Annotated in this window: 21 protein-coding genes and 1 pseudogene; 15 read left to right on the top strand and 7 right to left on the bottom strand. The window is 65.1% G+C overall.

The annotated features are described in order from the left end of the window. Positions 1 to 2 precede the first annotated feature (2 nt). Positions 3 to 1,001: a porphobilinogen synthase gene (gene hemB / locus F4827_RS26260; RefSeq protein WP_183728958.1), complete on the bottom strand. Its 999-nt coding sequence runs from the start codon at positions 999 to 1,001 to the stop codon at positions 3 to 5. Between the two features lie 336 nt (positions 1,002 to 1,337). Next, the gene (yihA, locus tag F4827_RS26255; protein WP_183728955.1) at positions 1,338 to 1,997 is read right to left on the bottom strand and encodes a ribosome biogenesis GTP-binding protein YihA/YsxC; all 660 of its coding nucleotides are present in this window, start codon (positions 1,995 to 1,997) and stop codon (positions 1,338 to 1,340) included. Positions 1,998 to 2,234: 237 nt separating this feature from the next. Between yihA and F4827_RS26250 the strand changes: the two genes are divergently transcribed. The 5 genes from F4827_RS26250 to msrQ all read left to right on the top strand — a co-directional run bounded on the left by F4827_RS26250 (position 2,235) and on the right by msrQ (position 8,476). After that, positions 2,235 to 2,900 carry a cytochrome c gene (locus F4827_RS26250; RefSeq protein WP_183728952.1) on the top strand — a complete coding sequence of 222 codons (666 nt, stop codon included), beginning with the start codon at positions 2,235 to 2,237 and terminating at the stop codon, positions 2,898 to 2,900. 134 nt (positions 2,901 to 3,034) lie between these two features. Beyond that, on the top strand, positions 3,035 to 5,239 hold the full coding sequence (locus F4827_RS26245; protein WP_183728949.1) for a cytochrome c biogenesis protein ResB: 2,205 nt from the start codon (positions 3,035 to 3,037) through the stop codon (positions 5,237 to 5,239). Positions 5,240 to 5,315: 76 nt separating this feature from the next. Further along, a complete protein-coding gene (gene ccsB / locus F4827_RS26240; protein ID WP_260175424.1) occupies positions 5,316 to 6,557 on the top strand; it encodes a c-type cytochrome biogenesis protein CcsB in 1,242 nt (413 codons plus the stop codon). A 200-nt stretch (positions 6,558 to 6,757) separates the two neighbouring features. Next, the gene (msrP, locus tag F4827_RS26235; RefSeq protein WP_183728946.1) at positions 6,758 to 7,768 is read left to right on the top strand and encodes a protein-methionine-sulfoxide reductase catalytic subunit MsrP; all 1,011 of its coding nucleotides are present in this window, start codon (positions 6,758 to 6,760) and stop codon (positions 7,766 to 7,768) included. Positions 7,769 to 7,801: 33 nt separating this feature from the next. Next, positions 7,802 to 8,476: a protein-methionine-sulfoxide reductase heme-binding subunit MsrQ gene (gene msrQ / locus F4827_RS26230; RefSeq protein WP_183728943.1), complete on the top strand. Its 675-nt coding sequence runs from the start codon at positions 7,802 to 7,804 to the stop codon at positions 8,474 to 8,476. A gap of 63 nt (positions 8,477 to 8,539) precedes the next feature. Here the strand turns inward: msrQ and lysA are convergent, their stop codons facing one another. After that, the gene (lysA, locus tag F4827_RS26225) at positions 8,540 to 9,811 is read right to left on the bottom strand and encodes a diaminopimelate decarboxylase (protein ID WP_183728940.1); all 1,272 of its coding nucleotides are present in this window, start codon (positions 9,809 to 9,811) and stop codon (positions 8,540 to 8,542) included. Positions 9,812 to 9,862: 51 nt separating this feature from the next. After that, positions 9,863 to 10,198 carry an LPS translocon maturation chaperone LptM gene (gene lptM, locus F4827_RS26220; RefSeq protein WP_183728937.1) on the bottom strand — a complete coding sequence of 112 codons (336 nt, stop codon included), beginning with the start codon at positions 10,196 to 10,198 and terminating at the stop codon, positions 9,863 to 9,865. Between the two features lie 35 nt (positions 10,199 to 10,233). On the opposite strand from lptM, the gene cyaY reads away from it, so the two are divergent. Next, positions 10,234 to 10,551 (top strand): iron donor protein CyaY, encoded by a 318-nt coding sequence (cyaY, locus tag F4827_RS26215; protein ID WP_167065745.1) that lies wholly within the window; start codon positions 10,234 to 10,236, stop codon positions 10,549 to 10,551. 123 nt (positions 10,552 to 10,674) lie between these two features. Here the strand turns inward: cyaY and F4827_RS26210 are convergent, their stop codons facing one another. Next, entirely contained in the window at positions 10,675 to 13,128 is a 2,454-nt protein-coding gene (locus tag F4827_RS26210; RefSeq protein WP_183728934.1) for a penicillin-binding protein 1A, read from the bottom strand. Between the two features lie 304 nt (positions 13,129 to 13,432). Between F4827_RS26210 and pilM the strand changes: the two genes are divergently transcribed. The 8 genes from pilM to ugpQ all read left to right on the top strand — a co-directional run bounded on the left by pilM (position 13,433) and on the right by ugpQ (position 21,649). After that, entirely contained in the window at positions 13,433 to 14,452 is a 1,020-nt protein-coding gene (gene pilM / locus F4827_RS26205) for a type IV pilus biogenesis protein PilM (protein ID WP_183728931.1), read from the top strand. After that, positions 14,449 to 15,111, top strand: coding sequence for a PilN domain-containing protein (locus F4827_RS26200; RefSeq protein WP_183728928.1), 663 nt, complete (start codon positions 14,449 to 14,451; stop codon positions 15,109 to 15,111). Before pilM ends, F4827_RS26200 begins: the two co-directional genes overlap by 4 nt. Next, complete coding sequence (locus tag F4827_RS26195; RefSeq protein WP_183728925.1) at positions 15,108 to 16,004, top strand: hypothetical protein; 897 nt, start codon at positions 15,108 to 15,110, stop codon at positions 16,002 to 16,004. The genes F4827_RS26200 and F4827_RS26195 overlap by 4 nt, the downstream gene beginning before the upstream one ends. Further along, positions 16,004 to 17,599, top strand: coding sequence for a type IV pilus secretin PilQ (gene pilQ / locus F4827_RS26190; RefSeq protein WP_409258859.1), 1,596 nt, complete (start codon positions 16,004 to 16,006; stop codon positions 17,597 to 17,599). The genes F4827_RS26195 and pilQ overlap by 1 nt, the downstream gene beginning before the upstream one ends. Before the next feature lie 152 nt (positions 17,600 to 17,751). After that, positions 17,752 to 18,306 carry a shikimate kinase gene (locus F4827_RS26185; RefSeq protein ID WP_183728996.1) on the top strand — a complete coding sequence of 185 codons (555 nt, stop codon included), beginning with the start codon at positions 17,752 to 17,754 and terminating at the stop codon, positions 18,304 to 18,306. Between the two features lie 77 nt (positions 18,307 to 18,383). Beyond that, entirely contained in the window at positions 18,384 to 19,466 is a 1,083-nt protein-coding gene (gene aroB, locus F4827_RS26180; RefSeq protein WP_183728918.1) for a 3-dehydroquinate synthase, read from the top strand. 159 nt (positions 19,467 to 19,625) lie between these two features. Further along, entirely contained in the window at positions 19,626 to 20,843 is a 1,218-nt protein-coding gene (locus F4827_RS26175; protein WP_183728914.1) for a deoxyguanosinetriphosphate triphosphohydrolase, read from the top strand. Between the two features lie 56 nt (positions 20,844 to 20,899). Continuing rightward, on the top strand, positions 20,900 to 21,649 hold the full coding sequence (gene ugpQ / locus F4827_RS26170; protein ID WP_183728911.1) for a glycerophosphodiester phosphodiesterase: 750 nt from the start codon (positions 20,900 to 20,902) through the stop codon (positions 21,647 to 21,649). Positions 21,650 to 21,697: 48 nt separating this feature from the next. On the opposite strand, the gene F4827_RS26165 is transcribed toward ugpQ, so the two are convergent. Continuing rightward, the gene (locus tag F4827_RS26165; protein WP_183728908.1) at positions 21,698 to 22,075 is read right to left on the bottom strand and encodes a YqjD family protein; all 378 of its coding nucleotides are present in this window, start codon (positions 22,073 to 22,075) and stop codon (positions 21,698 to 21,700) included. Positions 22,076 to 22,496: 421 nt separating this feature from the next. Further along, entirely contained in the window at positions 22,497 to 23,222 is a 726-nt protein-coding gene (locus F4827_RS26160) for an OmpW family protein (protein ID WP_183728905.1), read from the bottom strand. Between the two features lie 189 nt (positions 23,223 to 23,411). Between F4827_RS26160 and F4827_RS26155 the strand changes: the two are divergent. Then, positions 23,412 to 24,101, top strand: a pseudogene (locus tag F4827_RS26155) (transposase); the annotation flags it as partial. Positions 24,102 to 24,711: the final 610 nt, after the last annotated feature.

The following is a 24,711-nucleotide window of genomic DNA, read 5'->3' as shown; positions in this document are numbered from 1 at the left end:
GCTTACTTCTGTGCGCGCAGCAAACGCGCTGCGTCCAGCGCGAAGTACGTCAGGATGCCGTCGGCGCCCGCACGCTTGAATGCGAGCAGCGATTCCATCATCGCCTTGTCGTGATCGAGCCAGCCGTTCTGAGCGGCGGCCTTGAGCATCGCGTATTCGCCGCTCACCTGGTAGACGTAGGTCGGGAAGCGGAATTCGTCCTTCACGCGGCGCACGATATCGAGATACGGCATGCCGGGTTTGACCATCACCATGTCCGCGCCTTCCTCGATATCGAGGCGCACTTCACGCAGCGCTTCGTCCGAATTCGCCGGATCCATCTGGTAGGTCATCTTGTTGCCCTTGCCCAGATTCGACGCCGAACCCACCGCATCACGGAACGGACCGTAGAACGCCGAAGCATACTTGGCCGAGTAGGCCATGATCTTCGTGTGGATATGGTTCTCGCTTTCGAGCATCTCGCGGATCGCGCCGATGCGGCCGTCCATCATGTCCGAAGGCGCGACGATATCGACGCCCGCTTCGGCCTGCGCGCGCGCCTGCGCGACGAGGATCTCGATGGTCACGTCGTTGATGACGTAGCCGTTCTCGTCGAGCACGCCGTCCTGGCCGTGGCTCGTGTACGGGTCGAGTGCGACATCGCACAGCACGCCCAGATCCGGGAAGCGCTTCTTGAGCTCGCGCACCGCCCGCGGGATCACGCCATCGGGGTTGGTCGCCTCGATGCCGTCGGGCGTTTTCAGCGCTGGGTCGACGGCCGGGAACAGCGACAGCACCGGGATGCCCAGTTCGACGCATTGTTCGGCCACGCCCATCAGCAGATCGACCGAGACGCGCTCGACGCCAGGCATCGACGGCACGGCTTCGCGCACGTTCTCGCCCGCGACGACGAACACGGGATAGATCAGATCGTTAGTGGTCAGGAGGTTTTCGCGCATCAGGCGGCGCGAGAAGTCGTCACGGCGCATGCGGCGCGGACGATGGTGCGGATAGAAGCTCATGTCGGCGGATTATCTTGAAACAAAACGCGCTTCCGGAGCGCAGGATACTTTTCAGGACAATGGTATATCATACCGATCGAGCGAGGCGCCTTGCGCCAGACTCCCCGCTTCTCCTCCCTGAGCGGGTGCCTGTCGTTTTTCGATAAGGCTGTTTAGCCCGCCGGCACTTACGGCGGGTTTTTTTATGCGCAGCAAAAAATTGCGTTTTGCATGAGATTTGCCTGAAAAACAGGCAGGCGCGAGCGGCGCAGCGCCCAACTATGTGGGCTTGCGCACGCTCGGAACCAGAAAGCGAGGCAGACGGTGTCGGCCGTGAACCGGCTGCCACCGGGGGGATCAGGAAGCGGAGCCTTCCGCTGCGCCGGTATCGGACTGGGGCGCGATCCAGCTTTCGATGACGGCGTGCGCTTCGTCCAGACCCACACGCTTGAGCGCCGAAAACAGCTGCGCGCTCAGTTTTCCCTGGTAGCCCTGATTGCGATATTCGTCCAGCGCCTTGTTGGTGTTGCGCAGCGCCAGCACGCTTTCCTGACGCGTCAATTTGTCGCATTTCGTCAGGAGTGCGTGGATCGGCTTACCGGACGGCTCGAACCATTCGATCATGCGGCGATCGAGGTCGGTGAGCGGGCGGCGCGAATCCATCATCAGCACGAGGCCGTTGAGTTGCGCGCGCGTTTGCAGGTACTGCGCGAGCAGCAGCTGCCAGTGCTGCTTGGCCGATTCCGGCACCTCGGCATAGCCGTAGCCGGGCAGGTCGACCAGATAACCGATCGGCTCGTCGGCGGGACCGACCGAGAAATAGTTGATGTGCTGCGTGCGGCCCGGCGTCTTCGACGCGAACGCCAGACGCTTCTGGTTGCACAGCAGATTGATCGCGGTGGATTTGCCTGCGTTCGAGCGCCCGGCGAAGGCGACCTCGGGCCGCGCCGTGGCGGGCAGGTCGCGCAGGTGATTCACCGTCGTAAAGAAACGGGCTTGATGCAGCAGGAAGGCCATCGTCAGGACCACACATTTGAAATAACGAGGCGGGGGGTCCGCCAAGCCCGGAGAAGCCCGGGAAGGATCTGGAGATATCGGGGGGAGGCCCGACTGGCGCCAAGGCGCCGTGCGCGCTATTGTACAATGCGACGGTTTACTGAATACCCGTGAGGCCGGCGCGGGCCCTTCGAGGTAGATTGGTCGCTGTCGTAGTTTGCAGAACCTGATTCCCACAAGACGAAACAAGGTGCGCGAATGAATCGACTGAGCAAGTCCTGGAAGGTACTCGAATTTGCGATAGCGGCGGGACTCACAGCAGGTGTTTCGATCATGGCGATGGCGGCTGAACCGGTGACCCCGGCCAAGCCCGATCTCGCCCGGGGGCAGGCAATCGCGGCGCAGGTTTGTGCGGCGTGTCACGCGGCCGACGGCAACAGCACGGGCGGCGCGTATCCCAAACTCGCAGGCCAGCACGCCGAATATCTCGTCAAAGAACTCAAGGATTTTAAGCCTCAGCCCGGTGGCAAGCCCCCTGCGCGTAATAATGCGATTATGGCGGGCTTCGCCAGCGCACTTTCCGATCAGGATATGATCAACGTCTCGGCCTGGTTTGCCTCGCAGACGCCGAAGCCCGGCTTTGCGCGCGACGCGAAGACCGTGCCGGAAGGCCAGAAGATCTGGCGCGCCGGCATCGCGGATAAGGGCGTGCCGGCCTGCGCGGCCTGCCACGGCCCGACCGGCCAGGGCATTCCGGTTCAATATCCCCGTCTGTCGGGCCAATGGTCGGAATACGTGGTTGCGCAGTTGTACGCATTCCAGCAGGGCACGCGCAACAATAACGAACCGATGCGCCAGATCGCGCACCGCCTCTCGGACGACGAGATCAAGGCGGTCGCCGATTACGCCGCCGGTTTGCACTGACCTGATATTGACCTGGCGCTCGCGTAGTCTGGCGTACCCGGGGCAAGCGGTCGAAGAACAAGAAAAGGGTGTGGGCGCCGGGTGGATGCGGCGATCCTGCACCCTTTTTTGCTGGAACAAGAAGCGGAGTTTGAATGAGCGTCACCACGCAGGGTCTGCAGTTGAATGTCCGCCAGAAGGCGCTTAGAAGCGCGATCGAACTGCTCAGTTCGATGCGCTTCGCTATTGCACTGCTGGTGGTGCTGGCGATCGCGAGCATCATCGGTACGGTGCTGACGCAGGACGACCCGTACCCGAACTACGTCAACCAGTTCGGTCCGTTCTGGGCCGACATCTTCCGCTCGCTGAGCCTCTACACGGTTTATAGCGCGTGGTGGTTCATGACCATCCTGGGCTTTCTGGTGGTGTCGATCTCGCTATGCGTGATCCGCAACGGCCCGAAGATGATCGCCGACATGAAGAGCTGGAAGGACAAGGTCCGCGAAGGCAGCCTTCGCGCGTTCCATCACAAGGGTGAATTCGCGCTCGAAGGCGTGAGCCGCGAGGAAACTGCCGCCAAGCTCGGCAAGCTCGCGCAGCGCATGGGCTATCGCTTCGTCACGCGCGAAACCGAAGGCGCGACGCTGATCGCGGGCAAGCGCGGCGCGCTCACCAGGCTCGGCTATATCTTTGCCCACCTTGCGATCGTGGTGATCTGCATCGGCGGTCTACTCGACAGCAATCTGCCGATCAAATTCCAGATGTGGCTGTTCGACAAGTCGCCGATCCGCAGCAACGCGGTGATCAACGACATCGCACCCGAGCACCGTCTCTCGCAGTCCAATCCCACTTTCCGCGGCTACGCGTGGGTGCCCGAAGGCCAGTTCGTCTCCACGGCCATTCTGAACCAGCCCGACGGCTCGCTGATCCAGGACCTGCCGTTCTCGATCCAGCTCAACAAGTTCATCGTCGATTACTACTCGACAGGCATGCCCAAGCTGTTCGCCAGCGACATCGTCGTGATCGATCACAAGACGGGCCAGCGCACGCCGGCGCGCGTCGAGGTGAACGAGCCGTTCGAGTACGACGGCGTGTCGATCTATCAGTCGAGTTTCCAGGACGGCGGCTCGCAGATGCAGATGACCGCCTGGCCGATGAGCGGCGCGAGCGCGCAGAGCTTCCCGTTCGGCGGCACGATCGGCAATTCCGCGCCGCTCAAACTGCCGGCTGGGCAAAGCGTGCCGGGCGTCGACGGCCAGACCATCGAATTCGCCGATTTCCGCGCCATCAACGTCGAAAATACCTCGAACGGCAGCGGCCAGAACGATGCGCGGGGCGTCGCGCATCAGAGCCTGAAGGAAGCGTTCGATGAGCGCCTGGGCTCGGGCGCGAAGACTTCGAAGCCGCTCGATCTGCATAACGTCGGGCCGTCGGTGCAGTACAAGGTGCGCGACAAGGACGGCCAGGCGCGCGAGTACAACAACTACATGCTACCGGTGGACGTGGGCGGCGAGCGCATGTTCCTCGCCGGCATGCGCGAGAACCCGGACGAGCCGTTCCGCTACCTGCGCATTCCTGCCGATAGCGGCGGCTCGATGAAGGAGTGGATGCTGCTGCGCGCCGCGTTCGAGGATCCGAAGCTGCGTGCGCAGGCCGCGCATCAGTTCGCCGCGCGCTCGGTCCCCGATTCGAATCGCGATCTGCAACAGCATCTGGAAGAAAGCGCCTCGCGCGTGATGACCCTGTTCTCGGGCACCGATCCGTCGATGCAGGGCGCGCCGAAGTCCCAGATCGGCGGCTTTCAGGCGGTCGCGGCGTTCATCGACAAATCGGTGCCGAAAGATCAGCAGGAAAAGGCCGCGGGCCTCTTGCTACGCATGCTCGAAGGTGCGAGCTGGGATCTCTGGCAGCTCGCCCGCGCCCAGGCCGACGAGCCCGCGCTCACGCCGGACGCCCAGTCCGCGCGCTTCGTGCAGGACTCGATCAATGCTGTTTCGGACAGTTTCCTGTACGGATCGCCTGTCTATCTACAGCTCGATTCATTCAGGCAGGTGCAAGCTTCGGTATTTCAGTTGACGCGCGCGCCGGGCAAGAAAGTCGTGTATCTTGGCAGCCTGTTGCTCGTGCTTGGCATCTTTTCGATGTTCTATGTGCGCGAGCGCCGTCTGTGGTTCTGGCTGAAGGAGCGCAGCGGGGCGCACGGACAGGGCGTCGACGTCATCATGGCGATGTCGACCGCGCGCCGCACGCTCGACTTCGAGAAAGAGTTTGCCCGCACCCGTGAAGCGGTCTCGCGCACCCTGGGCGCCCAGCCCGGGAACGCCAGCGCAGACGACAGCGGGACGGACCGTAACGCTTGATCCACGCGATCCACGCGCATTGACAGGACTCAGTGCGCGCACCTTACGGACACTCAAGATCAACATCGGTAAGCCCATGGACTTGACTCAGGTTTCTTCTTCCGCAAAGACCCGCCGCGCCGACCGCGCAGCGGCGGCAGCGGCACAGGACGTGCGCGGCGCGTCCTCACTCAACATCCATAACGACGCACTGTTCGACGAACGTCCCTTCCTGCGGCGTCTGACGCTGGTGGACTGGCTGTTCGCGCTGGCGATGGTGGCGGGCGCGGGTTTCGCGCTTTCGCGCTACCACGCGCACATGAACTACTACGACAAGCTGGTGCTGTGCGGCACGACGCCCGCGCTGATCGTGCTGGGCTGGCGCTGGAAGCCGTCGCGGCTGTTGATGGCAGCGATTGCGTTGATGTCGGTCGGCGCGATCCAGATCTATCAGGGCGACCTCGCGCGCGCGGATCAGGCCTTTTTCCTCAAGTATTTCCTCTCCAGCCAGTCGGCCATCCTGTGGATGAGCGCGCTGTTCGTGCTCGCCACGATGTTCTACTGGATCGGCCTGCTGTCGCGCTCGGAGACGGGCGGCGCGATCGGTATGCGCCTGACGTGGGCGGCGGTGCTGATGGGCTTCACCGGCCTGATGGTGCGCTGGTACGAGTCGTACCTGATTGGCGCGGACGTCGGCCATATCCCCATCTCGAACCTCTACGAAGTGTTCGTGCTGTTCAGCCTGATCACGGCGCTGTTCTATCTGTATTACGAGAAGCACTACGAGACGCGCGCGCTCGGCGCCTTCGTGCTGCTGGTGATCAGCGCGGCCGTGGGCTTCCTGATGTGGTACTCGATCTCGCGCGACGCGCAGCAGATCCAGCCGCTCGTGCCCGCGCTGCAAAGCTGGTGGATGAAGATCCACGTTCCGGCGAACTTCATCGGCTATGGCAGCTTTGCGCTGTCGGCGATGGTGGGTGTGGCTTACATCATGAAGGAGCGCGGCGTGCTGGCGGACCGCCTGCCCGCGCTCGACGTGCTCGACGACGTCATGTACAAGTCGATCGCCGTGGGCTTCGCGTTCTTCACCATCGCCACCATCCTGGGCGCGCTGTGGGCCGCGCAGGCGTGGGGCGGCTACTGGAGCTGGGACCCGAAGGAAACCTGGGCGCTGATCGTCTGGCTCAACTATGCGGCGTGGCTGCATATGCGCCTGATGAAGGGCCTGCGCGGCGGCGTCGCCGCCTGGTGGGCGCTCACGGGCCTGCTGGTCACGACCTTCGCCTTCCTGGGCGTCAATATGTTCCTGTCCGGGCTGCATAGTTACGGCAAGCTGTAAGCGCTGCTGTAACCGAAATGCTGTAACCGAAACTGCGCGCTGAACGAACTAACCGCCGAATGCCTCGCGCATCGGCGGTTTTTTTTGTGCCGATGGGAAGGATTCCGGTTTGCGCGCGTTAGCCTGCATGACGGACTCCGGCCGGCGACGTGCAGGAAAGCGCGCAAGAACGGGCGGGGCCAGACCTCAGGAGCATCGACATGTGGACCAAGCGTAGCAGCCGGATCATCCTCAACGGCGACGACATCGCCGCGTACGAGATCACGCCGCAAAAAGTGTTTGAACAACGCCGCCGCTTCATGAAGGCGACTGGCGCGCTGGCGCTCGGCGGCATGGGCGCGGGACTGGGCCTGCTCGATCCGCGCGACGCCTTTGCCGAATACGCCTCGCCCGATCCAAATGCGATGAAGCTGGCCGCGCGGACCAACGCGAAGTTCGTTGCGCCCGACAAGGCCACGCCATTCAAGGACGTCACGACCTATAACAACTTCTACGAGTTCGGCACCGACAAGGCCGACCCGGCGCAGAACGCGCACACGCTGCGCCCGCGCCCCTGGAAGGTGAGCGTGGAAGGCGAGATCAAGAACCCCAAGGTCTACGATATCGACGACATCCTCAAGCTCGCGCCACTGGAAGAACGCGTGTACCGCCACCGCTGCGTGGAGGGCTGGTCGATGGTGATTCCGTGGATCGGCATCTCGTTGTCTGAATTGATCAAGCGCGCGCAGCCCACGGGCAACGCAAAATACGTGCAATTCATCACGCTTGCCGATCGCTCGCAGATGCCCGGTCTGGCTGAGCCGATTCTCGACTGGCCTTACTCCGAAGGCCTGCGCATGGACGAGGCGATGAACCCGCTCACGCTGCTGAGCGTCGGGCTCTATGGCCAGGTGCTGCCGAACCAGAACGGCGCGCCGGTACGCGTGGTGCTGCCGTGGAAGTACGGTTTCAAGAGCGCGAAGTCGCTGGTGAAGATCCGTTTCGTCGAGACGCAGCCGTCGACCAGCTGGAACACCTACGCGTCCAACGAATACGGCTTCTTCTCGAATGTGAACCCGAACGTCGATCACCCGCGCTGGAGTCAGGCGACCGAGCGACGTATCGGCGAGGACGGCTTTTTCACGCCCAAGCGCAAGACGCTGATGTTCAACGGTTACGGCGATCTGGTGGCGTCGATGTATCAGGGCATGGATCTGCGCAAGAACTTCTGACGGAGTTCGAGAGGACGCAAAGGGAGCAAGACGATGGAAACGACGACCACACCTGCACGCACGGCCAGACGCCCTCAGGCGGCTGCCGCGACCACTGGGCCGCGCTGGCAGCGCTGGGCGAAAGTCGCGGTGTTCGTCGCGGCGTGGTATCCGCTCGCGCGCATCGTGTTCTTTGGCGTCACGGACCGGCTGGGCGCGAATCCGATCGAGTTCATCACGCGCTCGACGGGTCTATGGACGCTCGTGTTCCTGTGCATCACGCTGGCGGTCACGCCGCTGCGCCGGCTCACGGGCTGGAACGCGCTGCTGCGATTTCGGCGCATGCTGGGCCTCTACGCGTTCTTCTACGCGGCCTTGCACTTCACCACCTACATCTGGTTCGACAAGTGGTTCGACGTGGCCGCGATGCTCAAGGATGTCGGCAAGCGGCCTTTCATCACGGTGGGTTTTGCGGCTTTCGTGCTGCTGGTTCCGCTTGCCGCGACGTCGACCAAAGCGATGGTGCGCAAGCTCGGCCGCCGCTGGCAGTCCTTGCATCGACTGATCTACGCGATCGGCGTGCTGGCGATCCTGCATTTCTGGTGGATGAAGGCGGGCAAGCACGATCTGGTGCTGCCGAAGATCTATGGCGCGATCATGCTGGCGCTGCTCGGCTGGCGGCTGGCCGTCTGGCTGATGGCGCGGATCAAGGCGCGACAGGCGAGCTGAAGTTTCATCCGATAAAAAAAGCGACGCTCAGGGCGTCGCTTTTTCATGGCGTGGCGCAAACGCTCAATCCGGCAGCAGATGTTCGCCCGCCAGAAGTTGCTGCACGGTTTCGCGCTCACGCGCGACGTGTACGCGCGTGCCGTCGACCAGCAACTCCGCCGCGCGCGGGCGCGTGTTGTAGTTCGAGCTCATCGTGAAACCGTAGGCGCCCGCCGAGCGGATCGCCAGCACGTCGCCCGCTTCGATCGCGAGCGTGCGGTCGCGGCCCAGCCAGTCGCCGCTCTCGCATACCGGGCCGACGATATCCCACGTCCTGGCCTCGTCCGCGCGCGGCGCGACGGCTTCGATCGCGTGATACGCCTCGTACATCGCGGGACGCGCCAGATCGTTCATCGCCGCATCGACGATGGCGAAGTTCTTTTCCGCGCCCGGCTTCAGGAATTCGACCGTGGTGAGCAGAATGCCCGCGTTGCCGACCAGCGAGCGGCCCGGCTCGAACCAGACTTCGCGCGACTTGCCGGTCTTCGCGCCATGCGCCTCGATGCGGTCCAGCACGGTACGCACGAACGCGCCGATATCCGGCGGCGTTTCGTCGTCGTAGCGAATGCCCAGGCCGCCGCCCACATCGACGTGATGAATCGCGATGCCGTCCGCTTCGATCTGGTCGACGAGTTCGAGCAACTTGTCGATGGCGTCGAGATACGGCGCGACTTCGGTGATCTGCGAGCCGATATGGCAATCGATGCCCACGACGTGCAGATTCGGCATGGCCGCCGCCGCGCGGTAAGTCGCGCGCGCGTCTTCAAACGCGATGCCGAACTTGTTCGACTTCAGGCCGGTGGAAATGTACGGGTGCGTTTTGGCGTCCACATCCGGATTCACGCGCAGGGACACCGGCGCCTTCTTGCCGAGCGCGCCCGCGACGGCGTTCAGGCGGTCGAGTTCGGGAATCGATTCGACGTTGAAGCACTTCACGCCCGCTTCGAGCGCGGTTTTCATTTCGTCGGCATGCTTGCCCACGCCCGAGAACACCGTGTTTTGCGCTTTGCCGCCCGCTGCCAGCACGCGCGCGAGTTCGCCGCCCGAGACGATGTCGAAGCCCGCGCCTTCGCGCGCGAACACGTTGAGCACGGCAAGATTGCTGTTCGCCTTGACCGCGACGTGCACGGTGGCGCGGCGGCCCGCGCAGGCGTAGGCGTAGGCGTGCCAGGTGCCCGTGAGCGCGGCGCGCGAGTAGACGTAGAGCGGCGTGCCGTACTGCGCGGCGAGATCGGCGGCGGGGACGCCTTCGACGAACAACTGGCCGTCGACGCGGTGGAAAGCGGGCTGGGTCATGCGGAGATCGGGTTGCGGATGTTGGGGCTCAGCAAGCGCTTGCTGCGGCGCTCACTGCGCCGGCGCGGCAGCGGAAGCCGGCGTTGCGCTGGCGGCCGATGCCGGTACGGAGTTCAGTTCGGGGTCCGGGGACAGCGAGAGCGGCGTGCCCGAGGTGTCGGGAATCGTGCCCACCTGCGCGTCCGAGGCGGCGCGTGCCTGATCGTCGGGCGCGGGCTGGGTCTCGAAATTGGGCTTCTGCGGCATCGGCGGCACGTTCGGCATGTAGAGCGGGCCCTTCTGGCCGCAACCCGTGAGCGACACTGCGCCAAGCGCGAAAGCGGCTAGAATCGCGGCGGACGTCGAAACGCGGGATGCCCGTGCGCGCATCCGGGAATTGACACGCATAATTGTCCCTGATTGATTAACTGGTGGAGTTTAGCATGGCAGATAGTGACTACCTGAGCCGCGCGGAGGCCGTGCTGGCGGCGGTGGAACGCGCTGTGGACGAGGCCGATGCCGACATCGAACTCGAACGCAGCGGCAATGTTCTGACACTCGAATTCGAGAATCGTACGAAGATCATCGTCAATCTTCAGCCGCCGATGAAAGAGATCTGGATCGCCGCCAAAGCAGGCGGTTTCCATTACCGCTTCATCGACGGTCAATGGCTCGACACGCGCACGGGCACCGAGTTTTTCTCCGCGCTCACCGCGTACTCGACGGAGCAGGCGGGCGAGCCGGTGACGTTCAAGCCGTAAAGGCGCACTGATTGGCGCACTGACAGGCGCACTGATCGCGTCGATGAAAAAACGGGCACCTCTTCTGGGCGCCCGTTTTTCGTTTCTGCGTGGTGCGTGTTGCGTGTTTCAAGCGGGAGGGATTCAGTGCCCGCGGAACAGATTCATGATGTCTTCCTTCTCCTTGGCGTTGACCTGCTCCGGCGCGGGCGCCGCGCCTGCATCGCCTTCGCCGCCCGAAGCCGATCCGCCGCTGGCGGCCGCCTCCAGCGCCGCCTGGCTGATGCCGACCGTCGAGACGAAGCCGCGTCCAGGCGTGGCGTCGGCGTAATAGAGTTCGTCGCCGAGGGTGACGATGCCGTCGGGCATCGGCATCTTGTAGTCGGGCACGCCGTTGAGCGCCTTCTGCATGTATTCGATCCACACGGGCAGGGCGAGGCCGCCGCCGGTTTCCTTGTCGCCCAGGCTGCGCGGATTGTCGTAGCCGATCCACGCGATGGCCGCGAGCGTGTGCTGGTAGCCCGCGAACCAGGCGTCGCGCGAATCGTTGGTGGTGCCGGTCTTGCCGCCCAGATCGGTGCGCTTGAGGACGTTGGACTTTGCGCCCGTGCCGCGCTGCGCCACGCTCTGCAGCAAGCTGTTCATGATGTAGGCGTTACGCGGATCGATCGCGCGCGGGGCGTTTTCGGCCGCCACCAGCGGCTGCGCCTGCGCGACCACCGCGCCGCGCTGATCGGTGACTTCGGCGATCAGGTAGGGATTGACGCGATAGCCGCCGTTGGCGAACACCGCATAGCCGCCCGCCATCTGCAGCGGCGTGACGAGGCCCGCGCCCAGCGCCATTGGCAGATAGGCCGGATGGCGGTCGGCATCGAAACCGAAGTGCGTGATGTACTGCTGCGCGTACTTCGTGCCGATGTGGTTGAGGATGCGGATCGACACGAGGTTCTTCGACTTCATGAGCGCGGTGCGCATCGACATCGGGCCGTCGAAACCGCCGCCGTAGTTCTTCGGCTCCCACGCCTGGCCGCCGGTTTCGGCGGCGCTGAAGAACAGCGGCGCGTCGTTGATGATGGTGGCCGGCCCGAGACCCTTGTCGAGCGACGCCGAATAGATGAAGGGCTTGAAGCTCGAACCCGGCTGACGCCACGCCTGGGTGACGTGGTTGAACTTGTTCTTGTTGAAGTCGAAGCCGCCCACCAGCGCGCGGATCGAGCCGTCCTGCGGCACCACCGAAACGAACGCGCCCTCGATCTGCGGCAACTGCGTGATCGACCATGCGCCGTCGTTGTTGCGCACCACGCGGATGATCGCGCCGGGGCGGATCTTCTGGCTCGGCTGCGCGCGCGTGCTCAGGTTGTACTGCGCGAAACGCAGGCCGTCGCCGTTGATGCTGGCGGTGTTGCCGTCCATGAAAGTCGCCTGGACTTCCCTGGGGCTCGCCGCCGTGACCACGGCTGCGACCAGTTCGCCGTTATCGGGATGTTCGAGCAGGGCGTCGTCGATGGCCTGTTCGCGGTCGTCGGCGTCGCTGGGCAGGTCGATGAAGGCCTCGGGGCCGCGATAGCCATGACGGCGCTCATAATCCATCAGCCCCTTGCGCAGCGCGCGGTAGGCGACGTCCTGATCGGCCGAATCGATGGTGGTGACCACGTTCAGCCCACGTGTGTAGGCTTCTTCGTGGTACTGCGCGTACATCATCTGACGCACCATTTCGGCCACGTATTCCGCGTGCACGCTGTATTCCTTGCCCTGGCCCTTGACCACGAGCGGTTGCGCCGCGGCTTCGTCGTACTGTGCCTGGGTGATGTAGTGCAGCTCCAGCATGCGTTGCAGGATGTACTCCTGACGCACCTTGGCACGCTTGGGATTGACGACCGGGTTATACGCCGATGGCGCCTTGGGCAGGCCCGCGAGCATCGCGCATTCGGCGAGCGTCAAATCCTTCAGATCCTTGCCGAAGTACACGCGCGCTGCGCTGGCGAAGCCGTAGGCGCGTTGCCCCAGATAGATCTGGTTCATGTAGACCTCCAGGATCTGGTCCTTCGAGAGCTTCGACTCGATCTTGTAGGCGAGCAGCATCTCGTAGACCTTGCGCGTGTAGGTCTTTTCGCTCGACAGGAAGAAGTTGCGCGCGACCTGCATGGTGATCGTGCTCGCGCCCTGCGACGCGTGGCCGTTGGTCAGCGCGACGATGCCCGCGCGCGCGATGCCGGTGAGATCGACGCCGCCGTGCTCATAGAAGCGCGCGTCCTCGATCGCGAGAATCGCATTCTTGAGATTGCCCGGCACGTCCTGGAAATGAACGATATCGCGCCGCTCCTCGCCGAATTCGCCGATCAGCACGTGGTCGCGCGTGTAGATGCGCAGCGGCACCTTGGGGCGGTAATCCGTGAGCGCGTCGAGCGAGGGCAGATTGGGCGTGGCGACGATCAACGCATAGCCCAGCACCAGCGCCACGCTGGCGACGGCGCCCATGATCAATACGAAGAAGCCGATCAGCAGCCGCGCCCACCAGGGCCGGCGGCGCTTCTTCGGCGCGGTGGGTTCGGGCGGCGTGGACGGCGGAACGGACGAGGGCGGCGGGGCTTCTTGCATACGGACACCGAAAAAACAGTCCCGCGATTATAGCCGCCCGCCCTCGCGTGCTTTCGGAACGCTTACGCATTGGAAAGCCGGACGCGGCGTGTGGGGCAGGCGGTGCGTGGGGACTGCGAAGGCACTGGGATTGGGATATAGACGCACTCTAGCTGTGTCTCGAATGCGCGAGAAGGCCGAGGGCACGAGCCGGGCGCAAAGATTGGCCATCTGGCCGAGTGTTCGGCAATGGCGCCGCTTCGCACAATTTCTCCCAGGGCGCGCCGCGAATCGTTCGCGGCGCCACGCATGAGGGAGGAAGGCGATGGGCCTGCTCAATCCGCTATTGTTGGGGGCGCGCCGTTACGCGGCGGGCGTCGATGTGCACGCACGGGGCGTCACGCTGGTCGTGCTGAGTCAGCGCGTGTTCGGCGGCGGCCCGCTGCGCATCGAATGGCTCGGGCGCGTGCCGCTGGCGCGCGAGGCACTCGCGGGAGCGGAGATCGTCGATCGCGCCGCGCTGGTGACGGCGTTGCAGGCGGCATTCGGCGCGATGCCGCGCGCCTGCGCCGAAGCAGCGCTGCGCTGCGCGATGGCGCTGCCCACGGGGGCCACGTTGATGGCGTCGGTGCCGCTGGCGCGCTTATCGCCCCGGCCACCCGGCATCGCCGGCGCCCCCTTCGTGGCCGACGTCTCGGGCCTCTTCACCGAACTGGAGCCGCTCGTGCTGGCCGAAGCCGAGCGCGTGGCCGGCATCGAGCGCCATGAGCTTTCCGTGGACTGGCGCGTCGGTCCGCTTGCCATGGACTGCGGCGTCGCCAGTACGCACGAAGCGAAGGTGATGATTGCGGCCACCGCGCGCGCCTATCTGGAGTCGCGCATCGAGTGTGCGGCGATGGCGGGCGTGGCGCTGTGCGTGATGGACGACGAAGCCCACGCTGCGCTGCGCGCGATGCGCCACGCCGCCGCCTTCGAGTTGCCGCCGCACGAGCCATGGGCCGCGCTCTGGGTGGGCGCTGACGGCGTGCACGGCTGGTTCGTGGCCGACGACAGCATCGCGCGCACCATGCATTTCCCGGCGCTGGAGCACGCCGACCTGGTCGAGGCGCTGCGCGATCTGGCGGGTAGCGAGCAGACCGGCTGCGCCATTGTGGCTGGCGACGTGGGCTTGCTTCAGGGCGTGCATTTTTCGATAGCCGATATCGGCGATGTGCTTGGCTGCCCAGTGCTGCCGTTCGAATGCGCGCCGCTCGCCGATGCTGATTTCCCGCTCGACGCTCAACTGCTGCACGACCCCGCCTGCGCGGTGGCATTCGGGCTTGCGATGCGCGGGGTGCACGAATGAGTGCGCCTGCGAAGGTCTTCGCGTGGGACGGATTCAATCTATTGCCGTGGCGGCTTGCCGCTGCACGACGGTTGCGCAGACGGCGCGCGCTCGAATGGCTGGCCGCGCTGCTGATCGGCGCGGCGCTGGGCGCCGCCGCCGCGGGCTGGCAGGCGTTCGAGCGAACTCAGGCCGATGCGCGGCGCGCGCAAATCGAGCAGCAACTCGCACAGTGGGGTACGCCGCTGCGCGAGGCGCGCAGGCTCGCGCGCGAAGCCGATGAGCGTCACGCCGCGTGGCGCGAGGCGCAGCAAAAGGCGCAGCCGCTCAGCCATTTTTTCGCGCTGATCGACGCGCTTGCCCGCGTTCGCACGGAAGGCGTGGTGCTCGATCAACTCATACAGCACGCCGACGAAACCGAGCTGCAGGCCAGCGCCGCCGATGAAGCGGCTGCGGCGGCGTGGCTCGAACGCCTGCATGCGCTGCGGGACATCGAGGCCGTCAACGTGCGTGAGCTCAAGCGCGAAGCGCAAACCAGGCAGACCCGTATCACGTCGAGCGCTGCGGCAGGCGGCGCACCGATCCATATCGCTGCTCGACTCGTCTGGAAGGGCGCGGCGCTGAGCGGGCAGAACACGACGAATGCAGCTCGCAGCATCGGCGTGAAGGAGGCGAAATGAGCGATTTGAGTTCAGATGTGCCGCGCATGAGCGAGCCACCTTTCTCCCGCGCGCCCCTTGGCGAAGTGAGGGCGGCGCTGCTGCACGGCTGGCGGCCTCTGCATGCGTGGAGCACGCGGCGGCGCGCTGTCGTGGCGCTCACGCTGGGCTGTCTGGCAGCGGTGCTGACGGCCATTGCGTACATCGCTGCGGATGTGGGCGGGGCCCAGACCGCGCACGTCGCACTGGCCGACGCCCAGGCTCGGCAGGTCGCGGCGCGGCAGACGCTGGCGCGCCTGCCAGCCTTGCGCATCGACGCGCGCGACTGGCCGCAGCGCCCGCATAAGGGCAGCGCCGCCTCTGACATGCGCAATGTCTCGCAACTCGCCGCGCAGGCCGGTCTCGCCCTGATCGCGCTTGAGCCCGTGACGCCGGACGCCGGGAAGGCACAAGCATTTCGCGCCACCAGGCTCGTGGCGCAAGGCAGCTTCGCGCAGCTCAGAGGCTTCCTCGACGGTCTCGCAGAGCTGCCCGAGCTCGCGGTGCCGATGGCGCTTTCACTGCGGCGCAGCGCAAGCGGTCTCGCGGTTTCGGCGCAATTGCAGGTGTTCGACGGCTTGCCCGCCGTTGCGTTTGCGGGTGATGCAAACGAGACCGGCAAATCCGTCGATCCATTTTCGGAGCGTTCCGGAAGCAGTCCAGGTGAGAAGGGCGACGGCGCGCTGCGCCTTGCGGGCACGCTGGCAGAGCGCGGACGCGCCGTCGCGCTTATCGAGACAGCCGAGGGCACGACGGCAGTACAGGCTGGCGCGACGATCGTCGGCGCGCGCGTGCTTCAGGTGACGCCGGCGCGCGTGGTGCTCTCGGTCGATGGCGCGATACAGACGCTGGATTGGGCGCAGGAGAAGCGATGATGGTGCGGCGTGCGTTTGCCCCGGTGTTCGTGGCGGCTCTGGCCTTGGCGGCCTCGATGCTGCAGGCGGCGGTGCCCGCGCCGCCTCCCGCGTGGCAGTCGGCGTCGCTGCCGGTTGCGCGCTACGAAGCGCCGCCTTTGCCCGCAGGTGAGCCCGTGGCCACGACCGGCTGGGTGGCGAATCCCTTTACCGAAGGCGCTGATGACGATCCCGCTGGGGTAAGCGCCGCCGCCGTCGTGCCCGCTTCGCCGCCACCGGAAACCGCCGCGGCGCGGCCCGCCGCCGAGCCGCTCGAAGGGCCGCCGACGCCGCTTCCCGCGGTGGCGCGCCTGAGCGACGCAAGCGCCGCTAGCGACGGATTGCCGCCCGATCGGCCGATTTCGCTGAACTTCCAGCGCGCCGAACTCACCTCGGTGCTCCATACGTTCGCGCAATTCACGAAGCTCAACATCGTCGCGAGCGAACGGGTGCGCGGCCAGGTCACGCTGCGGCTGGACCGCGTGCCGTGGCGCGCCGCCTTCGATTTGCTGTTGGCCTCGAACGGACTCGCGCTGGAGCGGATCGGCAATGTTCTCTGGGTCGCCCCGTCCAGCGAGCTTGCCGCGCGCGAGCGTCAGCGCTTCGAGGCGCATGCGCGCGCAGCCGATCTGGAGCCGCTCGCGAGCCGCGCCTTCGAGCTGCAGTACGCGCGCGCCGAGGATCTGCGCAAACTGCTGACTGGCTCCGGCACGCAGCGCGCGCTCTCGAAGCGCGGCGCCGCCGTGGCCGACACGCGCACGAATCTGCTCTTCGTCACCGATCTGCCCGCGCGGCTCGACCAGATCGCGGGGCTGATCCAGCGTCTGGACGCGCCCGCGCGCCAGGTGCTGATCGAAGCGCGCATCGTCGAAGGGGATGTGGGTCTCTCGCGCGAGCTGGGCGTGCGACTGGGTGTCAGTCCGACCAGCGTGGATGGCACGGCGCGCGGGCTGCGCGGTGGCACAGGCGAGGGCGGCGCGAACAGCGCCGGCCAGGTCTTCGACCTCGGCGCGGGCGCGCTGAACGGTTTTGCCGCCGCGCAGCTTGGCCTTACCCTGCTGGCGGCGCGCGCCACACGTCTACTCGATGTCGAGTTGAGTGCGCTGGAAGCCGAAGGGCGCGGGCGTGTTGTGTCGAGTCCGCGCGTCGTCACCGCCGATCGCACCAAGGCCGTGGTCGAGCAGGGCACCGAACTGCCCTATCAGGCGAAGGTCGGGCAGGGTGTGTCGGGCGTGCAATTCCGGCGCGCCAGCCTGAAACTGGAGGTCGAGCCGCAGATTACGCCCGATGGCCGCGTGATTCTCGACCTCGACGTGGCCAAGGACAGCGTGGGCGAGCAGACCGCCGCAGGACCGGCGATCAACACCAAACATGTGCAGACGCGCGTCGAAATCGAGGATGGCGGAACGGTCTCGATTGGCGGTATCGACGCAAGCGATGATCGGGATGATGTGACGCGCGTGCCGCTCCTGGGCAAAATACCGGTTTTGGGCGTGCTTTTTTCGCATCGCGCACACTGGGACAAACGTAGCGAACTGGTCGTCTTCATCACGCCGCGCGTGGTCAGCGCGCAATGAGCGATGCTCGTGCGCACATCGCGCGTGATTCGGCCCCAAAATAGGGAAAAGCTGCGCAGGATGGCCGAAAGGGGGCCGACCGTGCAGTCCGCAGGCTCGACAACGCCGCCGCTTTGCCAGTAAGCTGCTGCACCAATCTTTTGTAGGAAACGCTGCAAGTGCGGGACGCAAACGCCAATGTTTTTTTCGTAGGGCTCATGGGCGCCGGTAAGACGACCGTGGGCCGTGCGGTCGCGCGCCGGCTTGAGCGTCCGTTTTTCGACTCCGATCACGAGGTCGAAGCACGCACCGGCGCGCGCATCCCGGTGATCTTCGAACTCGAAGGCGAGGCGGGTTTTCGCGACCGCGAAGCCCAGATGATCGAAGAGCTGAGCGCGCGCGAAGGCATCGTGCTCGCGACGGGCGGCGGCGCGGTGCTGCGGCCCGAGAATCGCACTGCGCTCAGAGAGCGCGGCTTCGTCGTCTATCTGCGCGCCCATCCGCATGACTTGTGGCTGCGCACGCGCCGCGACAAGGACCGGCCGCTGCTGCAGACCGAAGATCCCAAAGGACGCCTCGAAGCGCTCTACGAGCAGCGCGATCCGCTTTATCGCGAAGTCGCGGATTTCGTGATCGAGACGGGCCGTCCTTCGGTGAACGGTCTCGTCAACATGGTGCTGATGCAGCTCGACATGGCTGGCGTCCTTCGCTCGCCGGCGAGCGAATAGCGTTTTCTGCGATCCGGCGTACCGGCGATCCGCTGATCCGGCACCGAAGCGCCCCACACTTTGAACTACTGCCTGGCATGATTACCGTCAACGTCGAACTGGGCGACCGCGCCTACCCCATCCATATCGGCTCCGACCTGATCGGCCAGACGGCGCTGTTCGTGCCGCATATCGCCGGCAAGTCGGTGACGATCGTCACCAACACCGTCGTCGAGCCGCTGTACGGCGAGAAACTGCGCGCCGCGCTCGCGCCGCTCGGCAAGGATGTGCACACCGTGGTGCTGCCCGATGGGGAAGCGTTCAAGAACTGGGAAACGCTCAACCAGATTTTCGACGCGCTGCTGAGCTCGCGCGCGGACCGCAAGACCACGCTGATCGCGCTGGGCGGCGGCGTGACGGGTGACATGACCGGCTTCGCTGCGGCCTGCTACATGCGCGGCGTGCCCTTCATCCAGGTGCCGACGACGCTGCTGTCGCAGGTCGATTCGTCGGTGGGCGGCAAAACCGGCATCAACCATCCGCTCGGCAAGAACATGATCGGTGCGTTCTACCAGCCGCAGGCCGTGATCGCCGATATCGCCGCGCTGCGCACGCTGCCGGCGCGCGAACTGGCGGCGGGCGTGGCCGAAGTCATCAAGACGGGCGCGATCGCCGACGCGGACTTCTTCGGCTGGATCGAAGCCAACGTCGAAGCGCTCAACCGCTGCGAGCCCGCTGCGCTCGCGCACGCGGTCAAGCGTTCGTGCGAGATCAAGGCTTCGGTGGTGGCCGCAGACGAACGCGAAGGCGGTTTGCGCGCGATCCTCAATTTCGGTCATACCTTCGGTCACGCCATTGAAGCGGGCCTCGGCTACGGTGAGTGGCTGCACGGCGAGGCCGTGGGCTGCGGCATGGTGATGGCGGCCGATCTGTCGGTGCGCATGGGCATGCTCGACGAAGCCTCGCGCGAGCGGCTGGTGAGCGTGGTGAAGGCTGCGCATCTGCCGGATGTCGGCCCGGCGCTCGGTGCGGATCGCTACGTCGAACTGATGCAGGTGGACAAGAAGGCCGAAGGCGGCGCGATCAAGTTCATCCTGCTCAAGCGATTTGGCGAGACGCATATCGGTCTCGCGCCCGACGAGGCCGTGCAAGCCACGCTGGCGGCCACCGTCAAGCACTGAAACGAACCGGAGCGCCTGCTCGCCGTGGCTGTGCATACCCGGTACGGCGGGCAAACAACGCAGTGCCGATGTAGTTCCGATCTTGAGCTGAACGACGGCCCAGGCCCACAAGGCGACGAAGCCGCAGCCGTCCACTTTGCGATCCGTGCGGAGGAACCGTTGAGCGACACCCGCAGCGACACCCTTGACACCCTTGGCAACAAGGCAGACGCAACCGCGCCTTCATCCGACGCAGCCGGATCCGAATTCGAAACCGGTCTCGCGCCCTACGCGGCGCACTCCCCCCAGTCGCGCGGCCGCCGCTTTGCCGAAGCGCCGCCCGCCGCGCGCAGCGAGTTCCAGCGCGACCGTGACCGCATCGTGCATTCCACCGCGTTTCGTCGGCTCGAATACAAGACGCAGGTGTTCGTGAACCACGAGGGCGATCTCTTTCGCACGCGGCTCACGCATAGCCTCGAAGTGGCGCAGATCGCGCGCTCGGTGGCGCGCAATCTGCGTCTGAACGAAGACCTCGTCGAAGCGATCTCGCTGGCTCATGATCTGGGCCACACGCCGTTTGGCCATGCGGGCCAGGATGCGCTCAACGAGTGCATGCGCGACCACGGCGGCTTCGAGCACAACCTGCAGAGTCTCGCCGTGGTCGACGAGCTGGAGGAGCACTATGGCGCGTTCAACGGGCTGAACCTGTGCTTCGAGACGCGCGAGGGCATCCTCAAACATTGCTCGCGCGAGCATGCGCGCCAGCTCGGCGAACTGGGCGAGCGCTTTTTGCTTGGGCGTCAACCGTCGCTTGAAGCGCAGATCGCCAATATCGCCGACGAGATCGCCTATAACAATCACGATGTCGATGACGGCCTGCGCTCCGGTCTCATCGCCATCGGGCAACTGGCCGAAGTCGAGCTGTGGCAGACCCACTGCGAGGCCGCGCGCGCCGAATATCCGCAGATCGACGGGCGGCGGCTCGTGCACGAGACCGTGCGACGCATCATCAATACGCTGATCGTCGATTTGATCGACCAGACTCGCCGCAACCTCGCCGAACACGCGCCGAAGTCGCTCGACGATGTGCGCGCCGCGCCCCCGCTGGTCGCGCACAGCGAGCGCGTCGCCGCACAGGCGGCCGCGCTCAAGCGCTTTCTCTATCGCAACCTGTATCGCCACTATCGCGTGATGCGCATGGCGAACAAGGCGCAGCGCGTCGTCAAAGGCCTTTTCGACGCGTTCAGCGACGATCCGCGCCTGTTGCCGCCCGCCTATCAGAAGACGCACGATCCGGCAACGCAGCCGCGCCTGATCGCGCATTACATCGCGGGCATGACCGACCGCTACGCGCTCAAGGAGTATCGGCGGCTGTTCGTCGTTTCCGATGAAGTCTGACGGCGTCTAGCGGCGTGTAGCGGCATCTGCCCCCGCGTTCCACTGGAGTTTTATCGATGAAATCCTGGCCGTATCCGCGCGTCGCCGCGCATCGTGGCGGCGGCACACTCGCGCCCGAGAACACGCTTGCGGGCCTGTGCGTAGGCGCAGGCTTCGGGCACACGATGGTGGAGTTCGACGCAAAGCTTTCCGCCGATAACATCGCCTTCCTGCTGCACGACGATACGGTCGAGCGCACCTCGAACGGGCGCGGCGCGGCGGCGCAGCTTCGGTATGCGCAGATCGCGGCGTTGGACGCGGGTAGCTGGTGCGATCCGCGTTTCGAGGACGAGCACATGCCGACGCTCGCGGAGGCGGCGCAATGCTGCCGCGAGGAAGGGCTGGCGGCGAATGTGGAGATCAAGCCCTGTGTGGGGCGGGACAAGGACACGGGGCGCATCGTTGCAGCGGAAACCGCGAAGCTGTGGAAAAAGACGCCGGGTCAGCCGCCTTTGCTGTCGTCGTTCTCGTTCGAAGCGCTGGCGGCCGCACGCGAGGCTGCGCCGGATCTGCCGCGCGGCCTGTTGTTCGAGCGCGTGCCCGACGACTGGCGCGCGCAGACGGAAGCGCTTGTCTGCGTGTCGCTGCACGCGGACCATCGGCATCTGGATCAGGCGCTCGTCGCGCGTATCAAGGAAGCAGGGCTTTTCGTCCTTGCCTATACGGTCAACGAACTTGAGCGCGCGCGTGAGCTGGCGCTCTGGGGCGTGGACACGATCTGCACTGATCGCATCGATCTGATCGGACCGCACGCCCTCGACGGCTGAGCGTGGCCAGCCGCTACGGCGCGCGGTCCAGTCTTTGGGCTGAAATCCTTAGCGCCAGCGCGCCAGAATAGCGCCTGCGACCAGCGCGACGCCGCCCACGATGGCGATCGCCTGCCACGGATTGGCGTGCACGTAATCGTCCGCATTGTCCATCGCCTCGCCGGCGCGCTCGCGCGCGTTGACGCGGGCGATTTCGAGGCGTTCGCGCGCGGCGTCGAGGCGCTTGCGCACGTCGGCGCGCAGGGCCTGGGCGTCGGCCTGGGTGCCTTCGCCCAAGGTGCTTTCCAGCTCTCCGAGCAGGTCTCGCAGCTCGTCGGCGATATCGGCGGCGGCGCTGCGGCCGCGGCGCGCAATGCGCTTTGCATGGCGACCCGTGCGGGTCCAGGATTCTCCGAGGGCGTCTCGCGTGTTCGGGAATGCGCTCATGAATGGCTCCGTTTTGGCAATCTCAGGTTCTGGGGCTCGCGGCGTCCGCGCAAAAAAGGGCAGGACGCTCGAGAAGGAGTCTGAGTATTGCGCAAATCGGGTGCCTGAAGCGCGAGGGTGCGCAGCTGAAAATCGGACAGGCCCGACTGGCGCGGCTTTCCGGGGCGATGTGGCGGGCTTTCCCGGGCTTGCGTTACGCTTTGTTTGCGACAAATGATTACGGGGACAGCACGGTTTTTCCCAGAGGCATAGAATCAAGAAAAACCGATCCGGTTGTCAGGAACAACCAGTGCTGAAGTAAGAGGATGTGCGGCAGGGTGGGGAAGAGGCCGCCAACCGTTGGATTCCGCGAGGGCGGGACGGTCGGCGGCGAGGCAGCGGAACGGGAATGCGCCAGCGCGTGCCGCAAGCGCAAGCCGCTTCAGAACATGTAACCGACCTTCAGGTACGTGACGAGCGGGTTAAGGTGAATCTTCGCTTCGGCCTTCTGCGAGATCACGCCCACTTGAGTCTGCTTCTGGGTATTGAGCGTCGCGATCACGCTGACCGGAATGTACGAGACCGAAAAGCCCGCGAACCAGTGCTTCGTGAAGTTGTAGTTAAAACCGACATTGAACACCGGCGCCCAGGAACTGTCCGTCGAAACGCTGGTCGGACCCCCAAGGGCAGGGCTATTGATGAAGTTGCTGTTGGTGATCTTTGCGTCCGAGAACGAAACGTGCGTGACGCCGATACCCAGGTACGGATGGAATTTCGCTTCAGGCTTGTTGAAGTAGTACTTGAACAGCAGCGCGGGGCTCCACAGTCTGGCGGAGCCAAGCTTGCCGTAGGTGCTGAGCGAGCCTGCGCCGTCCAGGTCGAATTTGGGCGGAACGCCCAGTTCGAATTCGGTGGCGAGGTGATCGGTGACGAAGTAACCAAGGCTCAGGCCAAAGGTGTCGGAGCTGCTAATGCCGGCACCCGTGCCCGGAAAGGCCTGGTTGACGGAGCGGCCGCCAACATCGTCGATCTTCAGTGCGTCGCTGCTGTCCTGCGGACTGAAATGGAACCACCCCGTTGTAACGTAGAACGTGTTGGCCGTTTGCGCGTGAGCCCCCGACATGCAGGCGAGCGCGGCGACTGCTGCCAGCGCCTGTTTTAATTTCATATATGTGCTCCTCCATTAAAGGCCCGCTCATTATGAACACAACGTTTGCAACAAACCATATGCGACCGTTAGAGCTTTTTCCCTAAGCGCCGCGAAGTCTCCGCTCAAGCTGCAATGCCCGCGAGAACAAGCGCTGGCGCGGCCTGGGCGGGTCTGCGGGTATTCACCAACGGACCAGGAAAATCGAGCATGGCACGGCTTGCACGTCTTTATGTTCCCGACCAGCCGCAGCATGTGATTCTGCGCGGACTGGATCAGCAGCCCGCATTCGTCGACGACCAGGACTACGAACTGTTCATCGACTGCCTGAAGGCAGCGGCGCGCGATCACCACCTTGCGGTGCATGCCTGGGTTTTGATGCCCGGCGCGGTGCAACTGCTCGTCACGCCGTCCGACGAAGCCAGCCTTCCCAAGGCGATGCAGGCAGTCGGCAGGCGCTATGTGGCCCACTTCAACCGTCGTTACGCGCGGCGCGGCACGCTCTGGGAAGGGCGCTACCGCGCGACTGTCATCGAGGGCGAGCGCTTCTTCCTGCTGGCGAGCCGCGTGGTCGAACTCGCGCCGGTGCGCAGCGGCCTCGTCGCGGCGGCCGAGGACTATCGCTGGTCGAGCTACCGGCATCACATCGGGCTCACGGTCGACAGCCTCATCACCGACCATCCGCTTTACTGGGCGCTCGGCAATACGCCGTTCGAGCGGCAGCGCGCCTATCGCGAACTCTGCGAGCAGCCGTTCGACGAGCGCGAAACCAATCAGCTGATGCAGGCCACGCTCAAGGGCTGGGTGCTCGGCAGCGATACCTATCGCGACTGGGCTTCGCGCACAGCGAACCGCCGCGTCTCGCCGCTGCCGCGCGGACGGCCTCGCAAGGTGCGCGAGCCGGCTGCGCAGGCGGGTACTGCCGGTGCGATCGGCGCAGCGCCCTCGGCCACGGCTGGAACGACGAGCGGCGGGACGGGGACGGTGGCGACGGGCAGCAATGCAGGTGGCCACGTTGCCGGGCAGGGCGCCCCGCATGCCGGATCATCAGGCCCCTTTTCATCGTCGCCATCGGGTGCCCAGCCCGGATCGAACGCGGCAGGCCACCCCACTAGTCCTTCCGGTAGTGGTGGCGGCGCAACGCCAGGGGCAAATACGGGTGGTTCGAGCGGCCATTCTGCGGGTTCGTCGCCGGCAGGCTCGGCGGGTGGTTCGGGCGCGACGCCCGGCCATCACGAACACAAGCCCGGCACCGGTACGCACTGATCCCCTTTTAGATCAAAGATTTATGAACAGAAGCGGCATCCACGGATGCCGTTTTCTTTTGCCCCTTAACGATGCGTCCCCAATAAAAATACACCGCAATGCACCATGACGATAATCGGGGTCTAAACATACGGTTTTATTTGCATGCCCTTGATTCGTCGCGTATATTCGCCTTTCGGCTCTCCTGGACGCACAACGCGGGAAGCCAGCATCGCCCGCGCAACGCCGTACAGCGGTCACGCAA

The sequence above is a fragment of the Paraburkholderia bannensis genome (assembly GCF_014200455.1).
GTDB classification, from domain to species: domain Bacteria; phylum Pseudomonadota; class Gammaproteobacteria; order Burkholderiales; family Burkholderiaceae; genus Paraburkholderia; species Paraburkholderia bannensis_A.
This window is presented reverse-complemented; position numbering and strand designations above follow the sequence as displayed.